Origin of the sequence: Leucobacter luti, assembly GCF_050310065.1 — a bacterium.
GTDB classification, from domain to species: domain Bacteria; phylum Actinomycetota; class Actinomycetes; order Actinomycetales; family Microbacteriaceae; genus Leucobacter; species Leucobacter luti_B.
On the sequence record NZ_CP190007.1, the window covers coordinates 2634777 to 2651743 of the forward strand.

The following is a 16967-nucleotide window of genomic DNA, read 5'->3' on the forward strand; positions in this document are numbered from 1 at the left end:
ATCTTCATAGGCTACTCATATGCCATCTGATCCGAACGTTGATCCCGGGTCCGGATCCGGATCCTCGCCCGAACCGCTCACGATCGACGCAGCCTGGGACATCATCGAGCGCGTGCTCCACGACCGGGTCCCCGCCGTGGCGGCAACGCTGCGCGGCCCCGCCTCCGAGGAGGACCTCGCGCGCCTCTCGGCGACCACGGGAAAGCCGCTCCCCGAGGACTTCGCCGCGAGCCTGCGCCGGCACGACGGCCAGGACAACCCAACGAAGCTACTCGACTTCTTCGACCACTTCACCCTCATGAGCGTCGACGCCATGATCGAGCACTCGGAGCTGCTGGTCGATGCGCTCGGGGACGACCTGGAAGACACGATCGACTGGATGACGCCGGATCGGGTGCGGCCGATCTCCAACTGCCGCGGTTGGCTCCAGTTCGTGGAGGCCGAGGGTCAGGGCTACGGGCTCGACCTCGATCCACTCCCCGCGGGAACCCCCGGTCAGGTCATCTACATGCCGATCGACGGGCCGACGCCCGCCCCGGAGTTCCCCTCGTTTCGCGCGTGGCTGTCGCACTTCGCCGTAGCCCTCGACGAGGGTCGATTCAGGATCGACGAGCCCGACGGGCTGTGGCTCGAACGGTGATCCGGGCCGCTTAGCCCCACTTCTCGAGTTCCAGGTCGACGCGGGGGTCGGCCTGGATCCGGAGCTCCTCGGTGGGAGCGGCAGCGGTGCCGGCGGCGGGGCCCACAAGCCGCAGGCCGAGCTGCTCGACGAGGCTCAGGATCTCCTCGCGGCTTGAGCCGCGCGGCTCGGCGGGGAGCACGTAGACGGTCGACTCCCCCGGATACTCGTTGTAACCGGAGTCGGCCCAGATCTTGCAGAAGCGGTTCAGCGCCTTGCGGTCGAGCTTTGGCAAAGCGCGCACCTCGCGCCGGCGTTGTTCCTCCCGCCGCCAGCCGTCAGCCCAGCTCAGGTAAGGATTCTCGAACCCGGACCCCGGCAGGAGGCTGTCCCGATCCGGCGTCCAGGGCCCGTGCTCCGCGATGCCCTCAGCGAATCCCGCATGGGCGAAGCGCACGTGCAGATCGGAGCCGTCCATGTAGGACTCGACGCGGCGGTAGCTCGTGGCCGGCTCCGCTCCCCCGCGCACGCAGGCGACGATCCCGACGGCAGACTCGAGCACGAGCCGCTCATCCGTGAGCTCCCGCTCGATCGTGAACGTCGAGTTCTCTGCGCTGATGTGCTTCTTCACGAAGGCATTGAACTTGGTCGTGAACTTGAGGTGGTCGCGGTCCCCCATCGTGAATGCGGCCCGGTGACCAGCCGAATCCCGAAAGACGAGTTGCCGATCAGTCATTGCGTTTCCTCCACGCAGCTCCCGTGAATTCTCACAGAAGAATCATAGCGAGGAGCGTCGCTCCGCAGCTCGCAGCTTTCGCGCCGCCTCGAACTCGTCCATGTCCGCCGTCCAGCGCGCCAGACCATCGAGGCCCCGGCTGCCATCCGCGACGAAGCCCCGCACGAGCTCCCGCGCGTGGGCGAGCCCCTCGAAGAGGGCGTACTCGGCGCGGAACTCGGTTCCGGATCCGGATCCGGATCCGGATCCTTCCGGGATGACGCGGGCCGCCGCGTCGGCGTCGAAGAAGAACTTGAGGGCCTCGCCGTTGGCCTCGTCCTCGATCACAAAGCCCTGATTGCCTGAGCCGATGCGGCGCGAGACGAACCCCCAGAACGCGTTCGCCGCGGATTCTTCGGCCTCCGGGGTCCAGGTCTCCTCGTCCTCGGCGGTGTCGCTGGTGTCGTCGGTGAAGACGAGGGGCCGCGCTGGGGACTCCCCCGTGTGAGCGTTCGGCGACTCCGTATCAAACGGTTCCTTGCGGGCCCGCGAGCTGGCCTCCGAGCACAGCAGGAAGCACACGGACCGCACCGCATCGTCGACGAGCTCGGGATACTCGGCGCGCAGGGCGTCCGCGATCGCATCCTCCATGCGCCGCCAGTCCTCCCGGTCGGCCCCGTATGTGCCGCGACGCGGATCCCGCGCGATGCGGAGCCCGGCACTCGCGCGCTCGGCCGCCTCGATCACCCCGAGAACCGCGGGCAGCAGCTCGGGATCGACGGCGCTGGGCAGCCTGCGCGGGAACGTCGAGCCGTGCACGTACTGGCCGGTGAAGCGCAGGATCGCGGCATCGAGCGGGGCGAGCACGACGCCGCGCTCAGCGCGTCGCTGTTCGGCCGCGACCTCCTGCGCGCGCTGCCAGTCGGGCCGCTCGGTCGCGCCCTGCACCGCCTCGACCATGTGCCCCTGTTCGAGCGCTTCGAGATCCGCGCCGTGCGCGATCAGGAGTTGCTGCCCCACCGCCCGCTCCCGGAGAAACTCGTCGGTCTCTTCGGCCGAGCCGAGCAGGATCGGGTCGAGGAGGGCCGAGGCGGCCGCCTCGTCCAGCTCGCCGCCGATGCCCGCGGCATCGCAGATCGGGCCGAGCGCGCTCAGGAGCAGGAGGTGCCTGCCCCTGTCCGTGCGCAGCACCTCGAGATGCGCCGCCCGGATCGGCACGCTGAACTCCCGCGCATCCCGCAGCGCATCAGCCCCGCCCAGGAATACGAGCCGCGGCTCCTGCCCGCCGATCACCACCTGCGGCAACCACGAGAAACCACCATCGACCAGGACTTCCGCTGTCATGGATCCCACGATGCCACACGGGCGGCCACGGTTTCTGGGAGCGAGGCTGGCCTGGATCCGGAGCCGCTACAGCACCTTCTTCACGACGCTCGACTTGAGCTGGATGCGGCCGAAGCCGGGCACGGTCGCGTCGATGTCGTGGTCGCCGACGCCGTCGGAGATGAGCCTGATGCCCTTCACCTTCGTGCCGACCTTCACGGTTCCGCCGCCGGCGCCCTTGACCTTCAGGTCCTTGGCGATCGTGACGGTGTCGCCGTCGGCGAGCGGATTGCCCACGGCGTCGAGGATCGCGCGCGGGGCGACGGCGTCGCTACCCTCGGCGTCGCTACCCTCGGCGCCATCCTGATCCGGCGCCCATTCGTGCCCGCACATGGGGCAGGCGAGCAGCGCGCCCGACTCGTACGCGTACGACTCCCCGCACTCGGGGCAGTCGGGGAGGGTGTCAGACATTGGGTGTTCCTTCGTGCGAAAGCGAGTGAGATGGCAGACACCTGTCGGTTACCGCCTCGGCCATTATCCTCGACACTTGCTGAACTCCCCGTTACGGGGTGATTCTTGCTGGTGAAGGGGTCACGGTCGCGACGCCCCCACTTTGCCTCAGAACAAGAACAGATCCCGGATCGCGGCTGGGGAAGCCGAAGACCGCTCAGTCGCGCTTCGCAGCAATGAACGCATCGAAGTCGAACTCTGTCGGCGTCCCGCTCTCTTCTCCTGCTACCAGCGCAGCTCTCAGCGCGGTCATCTGGGCTTCACGGTCCTCAAGTAGCCGCAAGTCAGCACGAACGACCTCGCTGGCGGACCCATATCGGCCGGTCGCGACCTCGCGCGCCAGGAACTGCGTGAAGTGCTCGTCCAGACTAATCGACGTGTTGTGGGCCATGCGGCAAGGGTACCAATTATCGGTACTTCCTGGCTAGGATCGGGGCGGGCCGAACAAGGGCTAGACGTTAAACCGCCATTCACAGACGTCGCCGTCCTGCATGACGTAGTCCTTGCCCTCCATGCGGGCCTTGCCCTTCGCGCGGGCCTCGGAGACGGATCCCGCCTCGACCAGGTCATCGAACGAGATGATCTCGCCCTTGATGAAGCCCTTCTCGAAGTCGGTGTGGATCGCGCCGGCCGCCTGCGGGGCGGTCGCGCCCTGCTTGATCGTCCAGGCGCGCGCCTCCTTGGGGCCCGCCGTGAGATAGGTCTGGAGGCCGAGCGTCTCGAAGCCGATGCGGGCGAGCTGGTCGAGGCCGCTCTCCTCCTGACCGATCGAGGCCAGGAGCTCGGCCGCGTCCTCGGCGTCGAGCTCGACGAGCTCGCTCTCGAGCTTCGCGTCGAGGAAGATCGCCTTCGCGGGCGCGACCAGGGCCGCGAGCTCGTCGAGCCGCGCTTGATCCTGCAGCACGCCCTCGTCGACATTGAACACGTAGAGGAACGGCTTCGCCGTGAGCAGCCCCAGCTCGCGAATCGGCTCGAGGTCGATCCCGGAGAGCGAGAGCAGCTTGCCCTCGTTGAGCGCCGCGACCGCGGCCTTCGCCGAATCGACGACGGAGGCGTCGATCTTCTTCGACTTCAGTTCCTTTTCGTAGCGCACGAGCGCCTTCTCGACGGTCTGGAGGTCGGCGAGAATCAACTCAGTATTAATCGTCTCCATGTCGCTGGCCGGGTTGATGTTTCCGTCGACGTGGATGACGTCGGGATCCGAGAATCCGCGCACGACCTGGGCGATTGCGTCGGCCTCGCGAATGTTTGCGAGGAACTGGTTGCCGAGGCCCTCGCCCTCGCTCGCGCCGCGCACGATGCCGGCGATGTCTACGAAGCTGACGGGGGCCGGAAGGATCCGCTCCGATCCGAAGATCTCAGCGAGCTTGTCGAGGCGAGGATCAGGAAGATTGACCACGCCCACGTTCGGCTCGATCGTCGCGAACGGGTAGTTCGCCGCGAGAGCGTCGTTCTGCGTGAGCGCGTTGAAGAGCGTCGACTTGCCGACGTTCGGGAGACCTACGATGCCGATAGTAAGAGCCACGAGGGATCAGTCTACCGGCCCATTCTGTCTGAGCCGACCGGTGGCTCGGGTGCATCGATGTCAGCGGCGTGTGTCAGGCTTGATCCGTGCCCGTCGACTTCACCGCCATCGATTTTGAGACCGCCAACAGCCATCCTTCCTCGGCCTGCGCGGTCGGCCTGGTCCGCATTCGCGACGGGGTCGCGGTTGAGCGCGCCGAGTGGCTGATCCGCCCGCCGGCCTCGCACGCCGAGTTCCTGCGCTTCAACATCAAGATCCACGGGATCACGCCCGAGATGGTCGAGGGCGCGCGAGACTGGGCCGGGCAGCTTGGCGAGCTCCGCGACTTCATCGGTGAGGACGTCGCAGTGGCGCACAACGCGAGCTTCGATATGGGCGTGATCAGGGCGGCGTGTGCCGAGACGATCACGCCGACCCCGCGGCTCAAGTACCTGTGCAGCGTGCAGGTGTCCCGCAAGACGTACGAAATCCCGTCGCACCGGCTGCCGCTCGCTGCCGCGGCTGCGGGCTACGGGGAGTTCGCGCACCACGACGCGCTCGCGGATTCGGAGGCCTGCGCCGCGATCATCGTCGATGCGGCGAGGCGCCACGAGGTCGCGAGTGTTCCGGATCTGGTGAAGAAGACGGGGCTGAGGCTGCAGCAGCTGAAGGCGATCCCGCTCAAGCTGTGACCTGGGCTTCTCCGCCCCGAATCCGTCAATGTCAGTGGTCCCCCGTAGCGTGGAGGCACGCCTCACCGCATAGAAAAATGGTGGAACATGACCGCACTCACGATCGCCCTCCTCAGCGCGAACCTGCTGCTCCTCATCACCGTGCTCGTCGTGCTGCTGCGCACCCGCGGCGGCGCCGGATCGGGATCCGCGCAGGGCGCCTTCGGATCCGGGGGTGAATTGCGCGCGATTGGCGGCGAGCTTCGTCAGGACTTCGCGGCGCAACGCGGCGAGCTTGCCCAATCACTGGCGGTCGGTCAACAGCAGATCGACGCCGTGATCAGGGCCGCGGCCGGTGCGCAGACGCAGGAGCTGGCGCGGGATCGCGAGGCGCGCGAGAACGCGCAGCGCGCACAGCAGGAACTCCTCGAGCGGGTGCTCGCCGGCCTGTCGGATCGCCTGCACTCGGGCGCTCAGGCGTCGCTGCAGTCGCACGCCGAGCTGAAGGGCGCGGTCGAGGCGCGCTTCGAGGAGCTGAGACAGTCGAACGACGCGAAGCTCGAGCAGGTGCGGGTTACCGTGGGCGAGAAGCTCCAGGGCACCCTCAAGGTCGCGCTCGAAGAGAATGCGGCGCGCGTACGCGGGCTCACCGAGACGCACGTCGCGAAGCAAGCCGAGCTGCAGCAGACCCTGCGGGAAGAGCTCGAGAAGATGCGTCAGGGCAACGAAGCGAAGCTCGAAAAGATGCGCGAGACGGTCGACGAGAAGCTCCAGGGCACGCTCGAGCGCAGGCTCGGCGAGTCCTTCAAGCTCGTGAGCGACCGGCTTGAGCAGGTGCAGAAGGGGCTCGGCGAGATGCAGACCCTCGCCTCCGACGTGGGCGGGCTGAAGCGCGTGCTCACAAACGTGAAGAACCGCGGCAGCTGGGGCGAGGTGCAGCTCTCCCGCCAGCTCGAAGACCTGCTCACGCCCGAGCAGTACGCGGAGAACATCGTGATCAGGCCGGGATCCCGAGACGCGGTCGAGTTCGCCGTGAAGCTCCCGGGTCGCGGCGAGGACGAGGCTCCCGTGTTCCTCCCGATCGATTCGAAGTTCCCGCAGGAGGACTACGAGCGCCTCCTCGAGGCGCAGGAGGGCGGCGACAAGGACGCGGTAGACGCCGCGACGAAGACGCTCGAGCGCGTGATCCAGTCGCAGGCGAAGCTCATCTCCGAGAAGTACATCTCGCCCCCGCAGAGCACCGACTTCGCGATCATGTACCTACCGACCGAGGGCCTGTTCGCGGAGGCGATCCGGCGCCCGGGCCTTGCGAGCCGGCTGCAGAGCGAGCAGCGCGTGCTCATCACGGGGCCCACCACGCTCGCGTCCCTGCTCAACAGCCTGCAGATGGGGTTCCGCACGCTCGCGATCGAGCGTCGCAGCTCCGAGGTCTGGCAGGTGCTGAGCGCCGCCAAGCTCGAGTTCCAGAAGTACGGGCGCGTGTGGGAGAAGCTCTCGAAGCAGCTGGAGACCGCGCAGAACACGGTCAACGAGGCGGGCAGGCGCACGCGCGCCGTTGAGCGCCGCCTGCGGGGCGTCGAGACGCTCGAGCCGGGCTCGCCCGCGGAGTCAGCGGACGAACTGCTCGAGGAGCTCCTGCCAGAGCTCGAGGCTTCCGAGGAGTCGGCGCCGGGCGCCTCTGGAGGTGCGGGCTCGAGCTGAAACGTCCGGTCAGGCGCGGGCCGTTTCGCGCCGCATGCACCGATGTCTTCCGCCCCATGCCTTTCGCTTCGAGAGGCGCGGCTGTTAGCGTACTGGCATGGGAACGATAGTCCAGGCGTCCGTGACGGGGCGCTGCTTCACCTTCCGCGATCGCCGCGCCTGACGGCGCGCTCGCACTCGCACGCATCAGCGCGCCGTCCTTCCGAGACGCAACCCTGCACCTCGGACGGGCGCTTCCGCGTACCCCGCTCGCTGCCCTTCGAGGTGCTCCACAACTCACCTGGAGCACGCTCATGCCGCAATCCATGCACGGCGGCCGACACGAACTCGGCCAGAACTTCCTCACCCACTCGCCCTCGATCGCCACGATCCTGTCGCGCGTCGCAGCGACTCGCGGTCCCATCCTCGAACTCGGCGCCGGCGACGGCGCCCTCACCGAACGGCTCGCCGCGCTCGGGCGCCCGGTCACGGCGATCGACATCGATGAACACCGGACCGCGCGGCTCGCACGCCGCATCCCGGGCGCGCGCGTCGAGTGCGCCGACGCCCTGCGCTTCCCGCTGCGTGCGCCGACCATCGTCGGCAATATTCCGTTCCACCTGACGACCCCGATCCTGCGCAGGCTCCTCGCCTCCCCCGACTGGACGAACGCCATCCTCATCACCCAGTGGGAGGTCGCACGAAAACGCGCCGGCGTCGGCGGCCGCACCATGATGACTGCGCAGCACGCCCCCTGGTTCACGTTCGAGCTCCGCGGCAGGATCCCGAGCTGGGGTTTCTCCCCTCGCCCGAGCGTCGACGGCGGGGTCCTCGAGATCACGCGGCGCGGTTCCCCGCTCGTCCCGGAGCCCGAGCGTCACGCGTACCAGCACTTCGTGCGCTCGGTTTTCTCCGGGCGTGGGGGCACGATCCGGCGCATCGTCGAGCGGGCCGCCCGAGCCGACCGCGGTCTCGCGGGGCGCGCACTCACCCGCGCCGGGATCCCACCGGCCGCGCTGCCGCGCGACCTCACTCCCGAGCAGTGGGCAGCGCTCTGGTCGGAGCTCTAGCGGGGGCGCGGGTGCGCCCGCACCCGCGCCCCCGCTGTTCCCAACCTGATCCCGGCCCGATCCCGGCCCGATCCCGACCCAATCCCGGCCCGATCCCGGCCCGATCCCGCGTCGAGTGGGCCGTAAGGCCCCATTCAGCGCCGCGAAAGGGGCCTTACGGCCAACTCGACCCCGCGAAAGGGGCCTTACGGCCGACTCGACCCCGCGAAAGGGGTCTTTCGGCCGACTCGACCGCGGAAGAGGGCCTTTCGGCCCACACGATTGGGCCAGGCGAGCCCGCGGAGCGGGGCGGGGCAGCGCAAGATCCCGCACCCCGCTGAGCTACCGCCGAGTCGGCCGCAAGGCCCCATTCAGCCCCGCGAAAGGGGCCTTACGGCCGACTCAACCCCACGAAAGGGGCCTTACGGCCGACTCGACCGCCCGAATGGGGCTCGACGGCCCCCTCGACGCCCCGGCACCAAGCTTCAGCACCCAACACCATCCCAAAACACCACGAGGGCCTGGGATCACCCGGGCCCTCGTGGCAGAAAGCAAAAAGCAAGCGACGCGCTAGTTCCAGCGGTTGGGATCCATGTCGCTGATGACGTGGCGGATCGTGCCCGAGTGCGAGCGCATGACGATGCTCTCGGCGCGCACGAACGGGCCGCGGCGCTGCACGCCCTCGACGAAGTCCGCCGAGGTGATGCCGGTCGCCACGAAGTAGCAGTTGTCGCTCGCGACCAGGTCGTTGGCCTCGAGCACGCGGTCGAGGTCGTGGCCGGCGTCGATCGCGCGCTGGCGCTCCTCGTCGTCCTTCGGCCAGAGGCGGCCCTGGATCACGCCGCCGAGCGCCTTCACGGCGCAGGCCGTGATGATGCCCTCGGGGGTGCCGCCGATGCCGACGCACATGTCGATGCGCGAGTCCCAGCGGGCCGCGTTGACGCCGCCTGCGACATCGCCGTCCATGAGGAGGCGGGTGCCTGCGCCCGCGGCGCGGATGTCGGCGATGAGCTCCTCGTGGCGGGGGCGGTCGAGCACGGCGACGCGGATGTCGGAGACGTCGACGTTCTTCGCGCGGGCGAGAGCGCGGATGTTTTCGCCGATCGGGCGGCGGATGTCGACGACGCCGACGCCGTCGGGGCCGCACACGAGCTTGTCCATGTAGAAGACCGCCGAGGGGTCGTACATGCTGCCGCGGTCGGCGACCGCGATCACCGAGAGCGCGCCGGGGCGGCCCTCGGCCGTGAGGCGGGTGCCGTCGATCGGGTCAACCGCGACGTCGCACTCCGCGCCCTCACCGTTGCCGACGACCTCGCCGTTGTAGAGCCAGGGGGCGTCGTCCTTCTCGCCCTCGCCGATCACGACGGTGCCGTTCATGTTGACGGTCGAGAGGAAGCGACGCATCGCGTCGACGGCCGCGCCGTCGGCGGCGTTCTTGTCGCCACGTCCGATCCAGGGGGTGGCCCGCATCGCGGCCGCCTCGGTCGCGCGGACGAGCTCCATCGCGAGGTTACGGTCGGGCTGCCATTCGCCAAGCGAGTGAGGTTCAGTCATGCCTCCAAGCCTACCGCGTAGACTTGGGGGCACCGGCGGTTCGCCGCCGGTGTTGCAGACTCCCTTACGCGAGATTCTCGGGTGAACAGGGACTCTGGGTCGGCCGAACCGCGGCAGCCACACCACAAGCCTTCTATACAGCCCCACCACCTAGTCTGGCTAGACAGCAGATAGAGACGTCAAGGAGCCCACATGCCCGTAGCAAGCCCCGAACAGTACGCCGCAATGCTCGATGCCGCGAAGTCCGGCGCATTCGCCTTCCCAGCGGTCAACGTTTCGAGCTCGCAGACCCTGAACGCTGCCCTGCAGGGCTTCGCTGAGGCGGGATCCGACGGCATCATCCAGGTCAGCTTCGGCGGCGCCGACTACTTCGCGGGCCACACCGTGAAGAACCGCGCCGGCGGCGCGATCGCGTTCGCAAAGTTCGCCGAAGAGGTCGCGAAGTCCTACGACATCACGGTCGCCCTTCACACGGATCACTGCCCCCAGCAACACCTTGACAGCTTCGTGCTCCCGCTCGTCGAGGCGAGCGAGCAGCGCGTCGCCGAGGGCGGCCTCCCCTACTTCCAGTCCCACATGTGGGACGGCTCGGCGATCCCGCTCCAGGAGAACCTCGACATCGCGAAGGAGCTCCTCCCGCGCATGCAGAAGCTCGGGATCATCCTCGAGGTCGAGATCGGCGTCGTCGGCGGCGAAGAGGACGGCATCAGCCACGAGATCAACGACCAGCTCTACACGACCCTCGACGACGCGGTCGCCACGGTCGAGGCCCTCGGCCTCGGCGAGCAGGGCCGCTACCTCACGGCGCTCACCTTCGGCAACGTGCACGGCGTGTACAAGCCGGGCGGCGTCAAGCTGCGCCCCGAGCTCCTCGCGGAGATCCAGCAGGGCCTGCAGGAGAAGTACGGCACGGGCGCGAAGCCCCTCGACCTCGTCTTCCACGGCGGATCGGGCTCCACGGCCGAGGAGATCGCCGAGGCCGTGTCGAACGGCGTCATCAAGATGAACATCGACACCGACACGCAGTACGCGTTCACGCGCCCCGTCGTCGACTTCCTGTTCAAGAACTACGACGGCGTGCTCAAGATCGACGGCGAGGTGGGCAACAAGAAGGCCTACGACCCGCGCGCCTACGGCAAGCTCGCCGAGACCGGCATGGCGGCCCGCATTGCCCTCGCGGCGGAGCAGCTGGGCTCCGCCGGGAAGTCGGTGAGCGCGTAGTGTCGGATCCCCAGGACGGAACCGCGGGCCAGGCCGGCGCGGGGGACCGCGGCGCCTCGCGCCCCCAGCCCGCATACGGCGAGTACGCCCCCGAGGGGTGGAGCTGGACGCCGCCCGGCGCGGAGAACGAGGCGGACGGCGCGTCGGGATCCGGCGGCGGAACGGCGGCATCCGGCCAGGGATCCGGATCGCGATCCGCGTCCGGATCCGGCGCGGGATCGGCAGTTCCCCCTGGGGTCCCCCACAACCTGGGCGTCGCTCCCGGAGCGGCAGGACAACCCGGCACCCAGAGCGGTTCGACGGCCGCCGCCCCCACCCGCACGCCGACGAGGCCCGGCGAGGAGCCGGCCCCGTACCGCGCGGATCAGCCGAAGAACGCCCCGGCGCAGCAGCCGCAGGCGCAGCGCCCGCAGTTCCTGCACCCCGGGGTGCCCGCGGCGCCCGGGCAGCCCGGCGCCGCCGCGCCGCGCAAGCCCCGGACGGGCGATCGCGTGGTCACGATCCTGCTCCTCGTGTTCGGCGCGTTCGGCGCGCTCAATATCGCGAGCTCCTTCTTCGCGCTCGGCAATCAGATCCGGCTGATGGCGACCATGATCGGGCTCGAGAACGTCGAGCCGGCCGGCTGGGTGAACACGCTCGGCACGGTGTCCGGCCTCGCGACGCTCCTGCTCTTCGCGCTCACCGCCATCTACTCGATCCAGCGCATGCGCGCCGGCAAGATCGCGTTCTGGGTGCCGCTCGCCGCGGGCGGGATCGCGTTCGTGCTCCTCATGGTCATCCCGATGATCGCGATGACGAGCACCCCTGAGATCATGCAGGCGATCAACTCCGACCCGAACGGAACGCTCAGCAAGATGATGACCTACGTCGAGAACATGGGACAGCAGTAGCCTAAGCTCCGCCGCAATGTCGGGGGTGACCGATACGCTGAGCACATGGATTCAGCGTTGAATCGGGCCGCCCCCGACTCGGGCCAGACACGGCTCTCCCGCGCGACCGTCGCCCGCTACGCGGCGGGCTCACTCGGCACGGGAGGCTTCGCCACGCTCCCGGGGCTCGTCCTCGTCTACTACCTCACGGATTCGCTCGGCGTCACGGCCCTCGCGGCGGGCCTGATCGTCACGCTCGCGAAGATCTGGGACGTCGTGATCGACCCCGTGATCGGGGGCCTGAGCGACCGCGCGCTCGCCCGTTCCGGATCGCGCCGTGGGCCGATGCTCGTCGGCGCGATCGGGCTGCCGATCGCGTTCACGCTCACCTTCGCCGTCCCGGCCGGGCTCGCGCCCGCGGCCGCGGGGACCTGGGTCGTCGTCGCCTTCATCGCGGCCGCGACGTTCTTCAGCCTGTTTCAGGTGCCCTACATCGCGCTCCCGGCGGAGCTCACCGACGGCTACGGCGAGCGCACGCGCCTCCTCACCTGGCGCGTGGTCGTGCTCACGCTCGCGATCCTGCTCTTCGGCGCGGGCGGGCCCGAGCTGCGCGGCCTGTTCCCGGACAATCCGCTGCTCGGGTACCTCGTCATGGCGGTCGTGGCGTCGATCGTGCTCTGCGCGGGGCTCTGGATCGCGAGCACGGTCGCTCCGCGGGGCGCGCGGCCCGTCGCGGCCGCTGCCTCCTCGGTGAGTAACGGCCCGGATCAGCGCTTCCTCGGGCACTACCGCGCGGGCGTCGCCGCGCTCAGGGAGAGCCAGCCGTTCCGCGCGCTGCTCGCGACGTTCATGATCCAGGGGCTCACCACGGGGCTCATGCTCGCCGGCGCCCAGTTCGTCGCGACCTGGGTGCTGCGCGACGAGGGCGCCGTCACGATCCTGTTCGTCGCGCTCATCGCGCCCGCGCTCCTCGTCGCGCCGCTGTGGCGCGTCGCGGCAGACCGCATCGGCAAGGAGCGCGCGTTCCGGATCGCGAGCGTCCTGTTCCTGATCGCGACGCTACTCCTCGTCGGGATGCTGTGGGCGCCAGGCTGGTGGATCGTCGCGCCGGTCGCCCTCGCCGGGGCCGCCTACGCCGGCATGCAGACCCTGCCCATGGCGATGCTGCCCGACGTCATCGCGCACGACGGCGGCGACCGCGCCGGGGTGTTCGGCGGCGTCTGGACCGCGGGCGAGACCGCCGGCATGGCGCTCGGGTCGACCGTGCTCGCTCTCTCGCTCGCGGCGACGGGATACGTCGAGTCGGTCGCGGGGCAGGTCGTCGAGCAGCCGAGCACCGCCGTCGCCGCGATCGCGCTGTGCTTCAGCCTGATCCCGGCGCTGCTCATGCTGCTCAGCCTCGTGACGCTCGGCCGCTACCGGCTGCGGGAGCAGGACATCACGGGCGCCGGGGCGCCGCGGTGAGCGACGCGGCGCGGGTGCCCGGGTCCGGATCCGGATCCGGACCCGGGTCCCAGCTGGGCGCGGAGTCCCGGGAGATCCTCGCGCGGCTCGCCGAGCTCCGCGCGGCCGACGCCCCGACCCACGGCGGCCGGGTCCTCTCGTACGTCTACGACGCGGGCGACCCGGAACTCGACGAGCTCGCCGACCTGGCGGCCTCTGCGGCCCGCCCGCTCAACGGCCTGGACCCCACGACGTTCACCTCGATCGCCGCCATGGAGCGCGATCTCATCGCGTTCATGCGGGCGGCACTCGGCGGCGATCGGCCCTCGCGGGCGCGGGGCCCGCGGGTGGTCGGCAGCGTCACGAGCGGCGGCACGGAGAGCTGCCTGCTCGCGGTGAAGACGGCGCGGGATCTGTGGCGGGCAGCGAACCCGAGCGCGCGGAACCCGAGCGCGCGGAACCCGCAGGGCATCGCCGAGCGGCCCCAGCCCCGCCCGCGACTCGTCACCGCGACGACGGCGCACGCCGCCTTCCAGAAGTCCGCGCGCCTCTTCGACCTGGACTGGGATCCCGCGCCGTGCGAGGCCGACGGCAGCGTGCGCGCCTCCGAGCTGATCGAACGCCTGGGTGACGACGTCGCGCTCGTCGTCGTTTCGGCTCCCGCATACCCGACCGGCGCGATCGACCCGATTGCCGAGGTCGCGGCGGCCGCGGCGGCCCGCGGGATTCCCTGCCACGTCGACGCCTGCTTCGGCGGCCTCGCGCTACCGTGGTGGCCGGGAGTTCCCGCGTGGGACTTCCGGGTACCAGGGGTCACGAGCATCTCGGCCGACCTGCACAAGTTCGGGTACGCGCCGAAGGGCGTCTCCGTGCTGCTGCACCGCGGCAGGTCGCGGCACCGCGCGCAATTCTTCGCCACGACCGGGTGGCCCGGCTATCCGGTCGTGAACCCGACGCTGCTCGGCTCGCGCTCGGCATCGCCGACGGCCGCGGCCTGGGCAATCACGCAGCGGCTCGGGCTCGCGGGATATGCGGGCCTCACCGCGGCCTGCGTGCGCGCAAGCGAGGCGCTGCAATATGCCGCTCGCGGCATAGGCGGCCTCGCCGTGCTGGGATCCCCGGTGGGGCCGGCATTCGCCGTGGTCGCCGACGACTCGGTTCCCGCATCCGGGCGCGTCGACCCGCACCACCTGGCCGACGAGGTCGCGCGGCTCGGCTTCCGGATCCAGCACCAGCCCGGGCTCACCCAGGCCAACGGGGTCCGGATCCCGCACTCGGCGCACCTCACGATCATGCCCGTGACCGAGCGCTCGGTTCCCGAGCTGTCGGCGGCGCTCACCCGGGCGGCAGACGCGGTGCGGGGTAGGCCGCGCGCGAGCGCGCGCGTGGAGCTGGCGGCGCTCACCGCGCTCGGCTACGGCCCAGGCGGCAGGATCCCGAGCCCCGAGACGGCGTGGCGGATCCTGCGCCTCGCGGGCGCAGGGAGGGTCGCCTCCGGCGGTCTGCCGCCGAGACTCGCGACGCTCATGTCGCTCGCGGAGTCGCTGCCGCCGCGGGTGGCCGAGGCCCTCCTCACGGAACTCCTCGCGAGGGCGAGCGAGCCGAAGTAGCTCGCCAGGACAGCCCCGCTATCCGCCGATTCGCGTTTTCCATCGAACCATGCCTAGCATCAGGCTATGAGTAAGGCTACGGGCGTTGTTCAATTTTCTGAGGCCATTGGCCACGCGAAGGATACGCACGACAGCGTCGCGGTCTTGCTTGGGAATGGCTTCAGCATTGATTTTGACCCGGTGTTCTCGTACGACTCCCTGGCCGAGAAAGCCGATCTGGCTCGGTTGCACTGCGATTCGGAATCGCTGTTCACATCGCTCGACTCGCCAAGCTTTGAGCTGGCGATCGAGCGCCTCAGGCGCGCCGCGAGGATCATCTCTCTGTACGAGGACGATCCCGAGATCTCTGATCTCCTCCACGCCGATGCCGAGGTCATCCGACACGCCTTGCCGACGGCTCTCGCCGAACTGCACCCACAGAAGTCAACCGTGGTGGACCCCAAGCTCTATGCGAGCGCACAAGACTTCCTCAGTCACTTCTCTGAGTACTTCACCCTCAATTACGACATTCTCCTCTACTGGACGCTCATGAGCTCCGGGCACAGACCCTTCCGCCGAGACGACGGGTTCAGGGGCGCGAACGGCGATCTGGCCTGGCAGCGAACCCCTGCACAGAATGTGCACTACCTCCACGGGGCCCTGCATCTCTTCCAGGAGCTCGACGGGACACTCCGCAAGCTCAGTTATTCCAGGGACGGCGCACTCGTCAACGCCGTCAAGAATCGCATCGAGGCAGACGAATTCCCGCTCTTCGTCTCCGAGGGCACCTGCACGGCGAAAGCCGAATTCGTGGAACGCCACCCCTACCTCAGGGAGGCCCATCGTCGGCTCCGAGCAGGACGGGGAGCTCTTTTTCTGCACGGGGTCTCACTGTCTGAGCATGACGACCACATCTTCGAGCTCATTGAGGACCCTGACTGCGACATCGAGACCCTCTACGTAGGTATTCACGGCTCCGCCAGGAAACGAAGCACGCGGCACACCCGCCAGCGAGCGAACCTCATCAGCGAACGTCGACGAGAAAACGGAGGTCGTGACCTGGACGTGAGGTTCTACGACTCTGCTTCGGCAAACGTGTGGAGAGACTAGGTCTCTCCGGTTACCGAACGCGCCCGCCGAGCGCGCGCTCGTCGCGCTTGCCGCTCGCGTCCTGGCGGAGCTCCTTGGGGAGCGAGAAGACGAGGTCCTCCTCGGCCGTGACGGTCGCCTCGACGTCGCCGTAGCCGGCGTCGGCCAGGTCGTCCAGCAGCTCCTGTACGAGCACCTCGGGCACGGAAGCCCCGCTCGTGACGCCGATCGTGCGGACGCCCTCGAGCCACTCCTGCTTGACCTCGCTTGCGAAGTCGACGCGGTAGGCGGCCTTCGCGCCGTACTCGAGCGCGACCTCCTTGAGGCGCACCGAGTTCGAGGAGTTCGAGGAGCCGACCACGAGCACGAGGTCGGCCTGCGGGGCGATCTTCTTGATCGCGACCTGGCGGTTCTGCGTCGCGTAGCAGATGTCGTCGCTCGGCGGATCCTGCAGTTTCGGGAAGCGCTCGCGGAGTCGGCGCACCGTCTCCATCGTCTCGTCGACGGAGAGCGTGGTCTGCGAGAGCCACACGAGGCGCTCCGGATCCTTCACGACGAGACCCTCGACGTCGTCCGGCGAGTTCACGATCGTGATGTGATCCGGCGCCTCGCCGCTCGTCCCCTCGACCTCCTCGTGGCCCGTGTGGCCGATGAGCAGGATCTCCATGTCCTGCTTCGCGAAGCGCACGGCCTCGCGGTGGACCTTGGTGACGAGCGGGCAGGTCGCGTCGATCGCGTGCAGGCCGCGATCGTCGGCCGCCTGCACGACGGCGGGCGAGACCCCGTGGGCCGAGAAGACGACGTTGGCGCCCTCGGGCACCTCGTCGACCTCCTCGACGAAGATCGCGCCCATCTTCTCGAGGGTGCGCACGACGTGCACGTTGTGCACGATCTGCTTGCGCACGTAGACGGGGGCGCCGTAGCGGTCGAGCGCCTTCTCGACGGCCACGACCGCGCGGTCCACCCCGGCGCAGTATCCCCGCGGGGCGGCGAGCAGCACCTTCTTCGCGCCGTCGACCGGCTCGTCCCTCAGCCGCCCGACCTCGCGCCGCATTCTGGGCATCGCGAGACTCACCACGGGCGCACCGATCGTGCGCTGATCCTGAAGCTGACCAGTCATACCTCGAGTCT

Annotated in this window: 16 protein-coding genes; 9 read left to right on the forward strand and 7 right to left on the reverse strand. The window is 69.2% G+C overall.

Features of this window, described 5'->3' with window-relative positions; translation table 11 throughout:
• The first annotated feature begins 19 nt into the window (after positions 1-19).
• Positions 20-640, forward strand: coding sequence for an SMI1/KNR4 family protein (locus tag ACOPJ3_RS11955; protein ID WP_427869390.1), 621 nt, complete (start codon positions 20-22; stop codon positions 638-640).
• A 10-nt stretch (positions 641-650) separates the two neighbouring features.
• Here ACOPJ3_RS11955 and ACOPJ3_RS11960 read toward each other — a convergent pair whose 3' ends face one another.
• The 5 genes from ACOPJ3_RS11960 to ychF all read right to left on the reverse strand — a co-directional run bounded on the left by ACOPJ3_RS11960 (position 651) and on the right by ychF (position 4692).
• Positions 651-1355: a hypothetical protein gene (locus tag ACOPJ3_RS11960; RefSeq protein WP_427869391.1), complete on the reverse strand. Its 705-nt coding sequence runs from the start codon at positions 1353-1355 to the stop codon at positions 651-653.
• Positions 1356-1397: 42 nt separating this feature from the next.
• Entirely contained in the window at positions 1398-2678 is a 1281-nt protein-coding gene (locus ACOPJ3_RS11965) for a DUF6357 family protein (RefSeq protein WP_427869392.1), read from the reverse strand.
• Between the two features lie 66 nt (positions 2679-2744).
• Entirely contained in the window at positions 2745-3128 is a 384-nt protein-coding gene (locus ACOPJ3_RS11970) for a zinc ribbon domain-containing protein YjdM (protein ID WP_427869393.1), read from the reverse strand.
• A 196-nt stretch (positions 3129-3324) separates the two neighbouring features.
• Positions 3325-3558: a type II toxin-antitoxin system ParD family antitoxin gene (locus tag ACOPJ3_RS11975; protein WP_427869394.1), complete on the reverse strand. Its 234-nt coding sequence runs from the start codon at positions 3556-3558 to the stop codon at positions 3325-3327.
• A 60-nt stretch (positions 3559-3618) separates the two neighbouring features.
• On the reverse strand, positions 3619-4692 hold the full coding sequence (gene ychF, locus ACOPJ3_RS11980) for a redox-regulated ATPase YchF (protein WP_427869395.1): 1074 nt from the start codon (positions 4690-4692) through the stop codon (positions 3619-3621).
• A gap of 86 nt (positions 4693-4778) precedes the next feature.
• On the opposite strand from ychF, the gene ACOPJ3_RS11985 reads away from it, so the two are divergent.
• From ACOPJ3_RS11985 to erm, 3 genes are all read left to right on the forward strand, one after another.
• Entirely contained in the window at positions 4779-5363 is a 585-nt protein-coding gene (locus tag ACOPJ3_RS11985; protein ID WP_427869396.1) for a 3'-5' exonuclease, read from the forward strand.
• 87 nt (positions 5364-5450) lie between these two features.
• Positions 5451-7043, forward strand: coding sequence for a DNA recombination protein RmuC (gene rmuC / locus ACOPJ3_RS11990; protein WP_427869397.1), 1593 nt, complete (start codon positions 5451-5453; stop codon positions 7041-7043).
• 293 nt (positions 7044-7336) lie between these two features.
• A complete protein-coding gene (gene erm / locus ACOPJ3_RS11995; protein ID WP_427869398.1) occupies positions 7337-8092 on the forward strand; it encodes a 23S ribosomal RNA methyltransferase Erm in 756 nt (251 codons plus the stop codon).
• A 549-nt stretch (positions 8093-8641) separates the two neighbouring features.
• Here erm and glpX read toward each other — a convergent pair.
• Positions 8642-9625, reverse strand: coding sequence for a class II fructose-bisphosphatase (gene glpX, locus ACOPJ3_RS12000; RefSeq protein WP_427869399.1), 984 nt, complete (start codon positions 9623-9625; stop codon positions 8642-8644).
• Positions 9626-9817: 192 nt separating this feature from the next.
• Between glpX and fbaA the strand changes: the two genes are divergently transcribed.
• From fbaA to ACOPJ3_RS12025, 5 genes are all read left to right on the forward strand, one after another.
• A complete protein-coding gene (gene fbaA / locus ACOPJ3_RS12005; RefSeq protein WP_427869400.1) occupies positions 9818-10846 on the forward strand; it encodes a class II fructose-bisphosphate aldolase in 1029 nt (342 codons plus the stop codon).
• The gene (locus tag ACOPJ3_RS12010) at positions 10846-11736 is read left to right on the forward strand and encodes a DUF6264 family protein (protein ID WP_427869401.1); all 891 of its coding nucleotides are present in this window, start codon (positions 10846-10848) and stop codon (positions 11734-11736) included. The genes fbaA and ACOPJ3_RS12010 overlap by 1 nt, the downstream gene beginning before the upstream one ends.
• A gap of 45 nt (positions 11737-11781) precedes the next feature.
• Positions 11782-13179 carry an MFS transporter gene (locus tag ACOPJ3_RS12015; protein WP_427869402.1) on the forward strand — a complete coding sequence of 466 codons (1398 nt, stop codon included), beginning with the start codon at positions 11782-11784 and terminating at the stop codon, positions 13177-13179.
• A complete protein-coding gene (locus tag ACOPJ3_RS12020; RefSeq protein ID WP_427869403.1) occupies positions 13176-14768 on the forward strand; it encodes a pyridoxal phosphate-dependent decarboxylase family protein in 1593 nt (530 codons plus the stop codon). The genes ACOPJ3_RS12015 and ACOPJ3_RS12020 overlap by 4 nt, the downstream gene beginning before the upstream one ends.
• A 66-nt stretch (positions 14769-14834) precedes the next feature.
• A complete protein-coding gene (locus ACOPJ3_RS12025; protein ID WP_427869404.1) occupies positions 14835-15857 on the forward strand; it encodes a DUF4917 family protein in 1023 nt (340 codons plus the stop codon).
• Between the two features lie 10 nt (positions 15858-15867).
• On the opposite strand, the gene ACOPJ3_RS12030 is transcribed toward ACOPJ3_RS12025, so the two are convergent.
• Positions 15868-16899 carry a 4-hydroxy-3-methylbut-2-enyl diphosphate reductase gene (locus tag ACOPJ3_RS12030; RefSeq protein ID WP_427871226.1) on the reverse strand — a complete coding sequence of 344 codons (1032 nt, stop codon included), beginning with the start codon at positions 16897-16899 and terminating at the stop codon, positions 15868-15870.
• Positions 16900-16967 lie beyond the last annotated feature (68 nt).

Excerpts from the sequence above, each read along its gene's own strand:
- ACOPJ3_RS12025 (WP_427869404.1), top strand. The coding sequence starts at position 14,835 with ATGAGTAAGGCTACGGGCGTTGTTCAATTTTCTGAGGCCATTGGCCAC.
- ACOPJ3_RS11970 (WP_427869393.1), bottom strand. The coding sequence starts at position 3,128 with ATGTCTGACACCCTCCCCGACTGCCCCGAGTGCGGGGAGTCGTACGCG.
- ACOPJ3_RS11960 (WP_427869391.1), bottom strand. The coding sequence starts at position 1,355 with ATGACTGATCGGCAACTCGTCTTTCGGGATTCGGCTGGTCACCGGGCC.
- glpX (WP_427869399.1), bottom strand. The coding sequence starts at position 9,625 with ATGACTGAACCTCACTCGCTTGGCGAATGGCAGCCCGACCGTAACCTC.
- ACOPJ3_RS11975 (WP_427869394.1), bottom strand. The coding sequence starts at position 3,558 with ATGGCCCACAACACGTCGATTAGTCTGGACGAGCACTTCACGCAGTTC.
- erm (WP_427869398.1), top strand. The coding sequence starts at position 7,337 with ATGCCGCAATCCATGCACGGCGGCCGACACGAACTCGGCCAGAACTTC.
- ACOPJ3_RS11965 (WP_427869392.1), bottom strand. The coding sequence starts at position 2,678 with ATGACAGCGGAAGTCCTGGTCGATGGTGGTTTCTCGTGGTTGCCGCAG.
- ACOPJ3_RS12015 (WP_427869402.1), top strand. The coding sequence starts at position 11,782 with ATGGATTCAGCGTTGAATCGGGCCGCCCCCGACTCGGGCCAGACACGG.
- rmuC (WP_427869397.1), top strand. The coding sequence starts at position 5,451 with ATGACCGCACTCACGATCGCCCTCCTCAGCGCGAACCTGCTGCTCCTC.
- ACOPJ3_RS11955 (WP_427869390.1), top strand. The coding sequence starts at position 20 with ATGCCATCTGATCCGAACGTTGATCCCGGGTCCGGATCCGGATCCTCG.
- ACOPJ3_RS12030 (WP_427871226.1), bottom strand. The coding sequence starts at position 16,899 with ATGCCCAGAATGCGGCGCGAGGTCGGGCGGCTGAGGGACGAGCCGGTC.
- fbaA (WP_427869400.1), top strand. The coding sequence starts at position 9,818 with ATGCCCGTAGCAAGCCCCGAACAGTACGCCGCAATGCTCGATGCCGCG.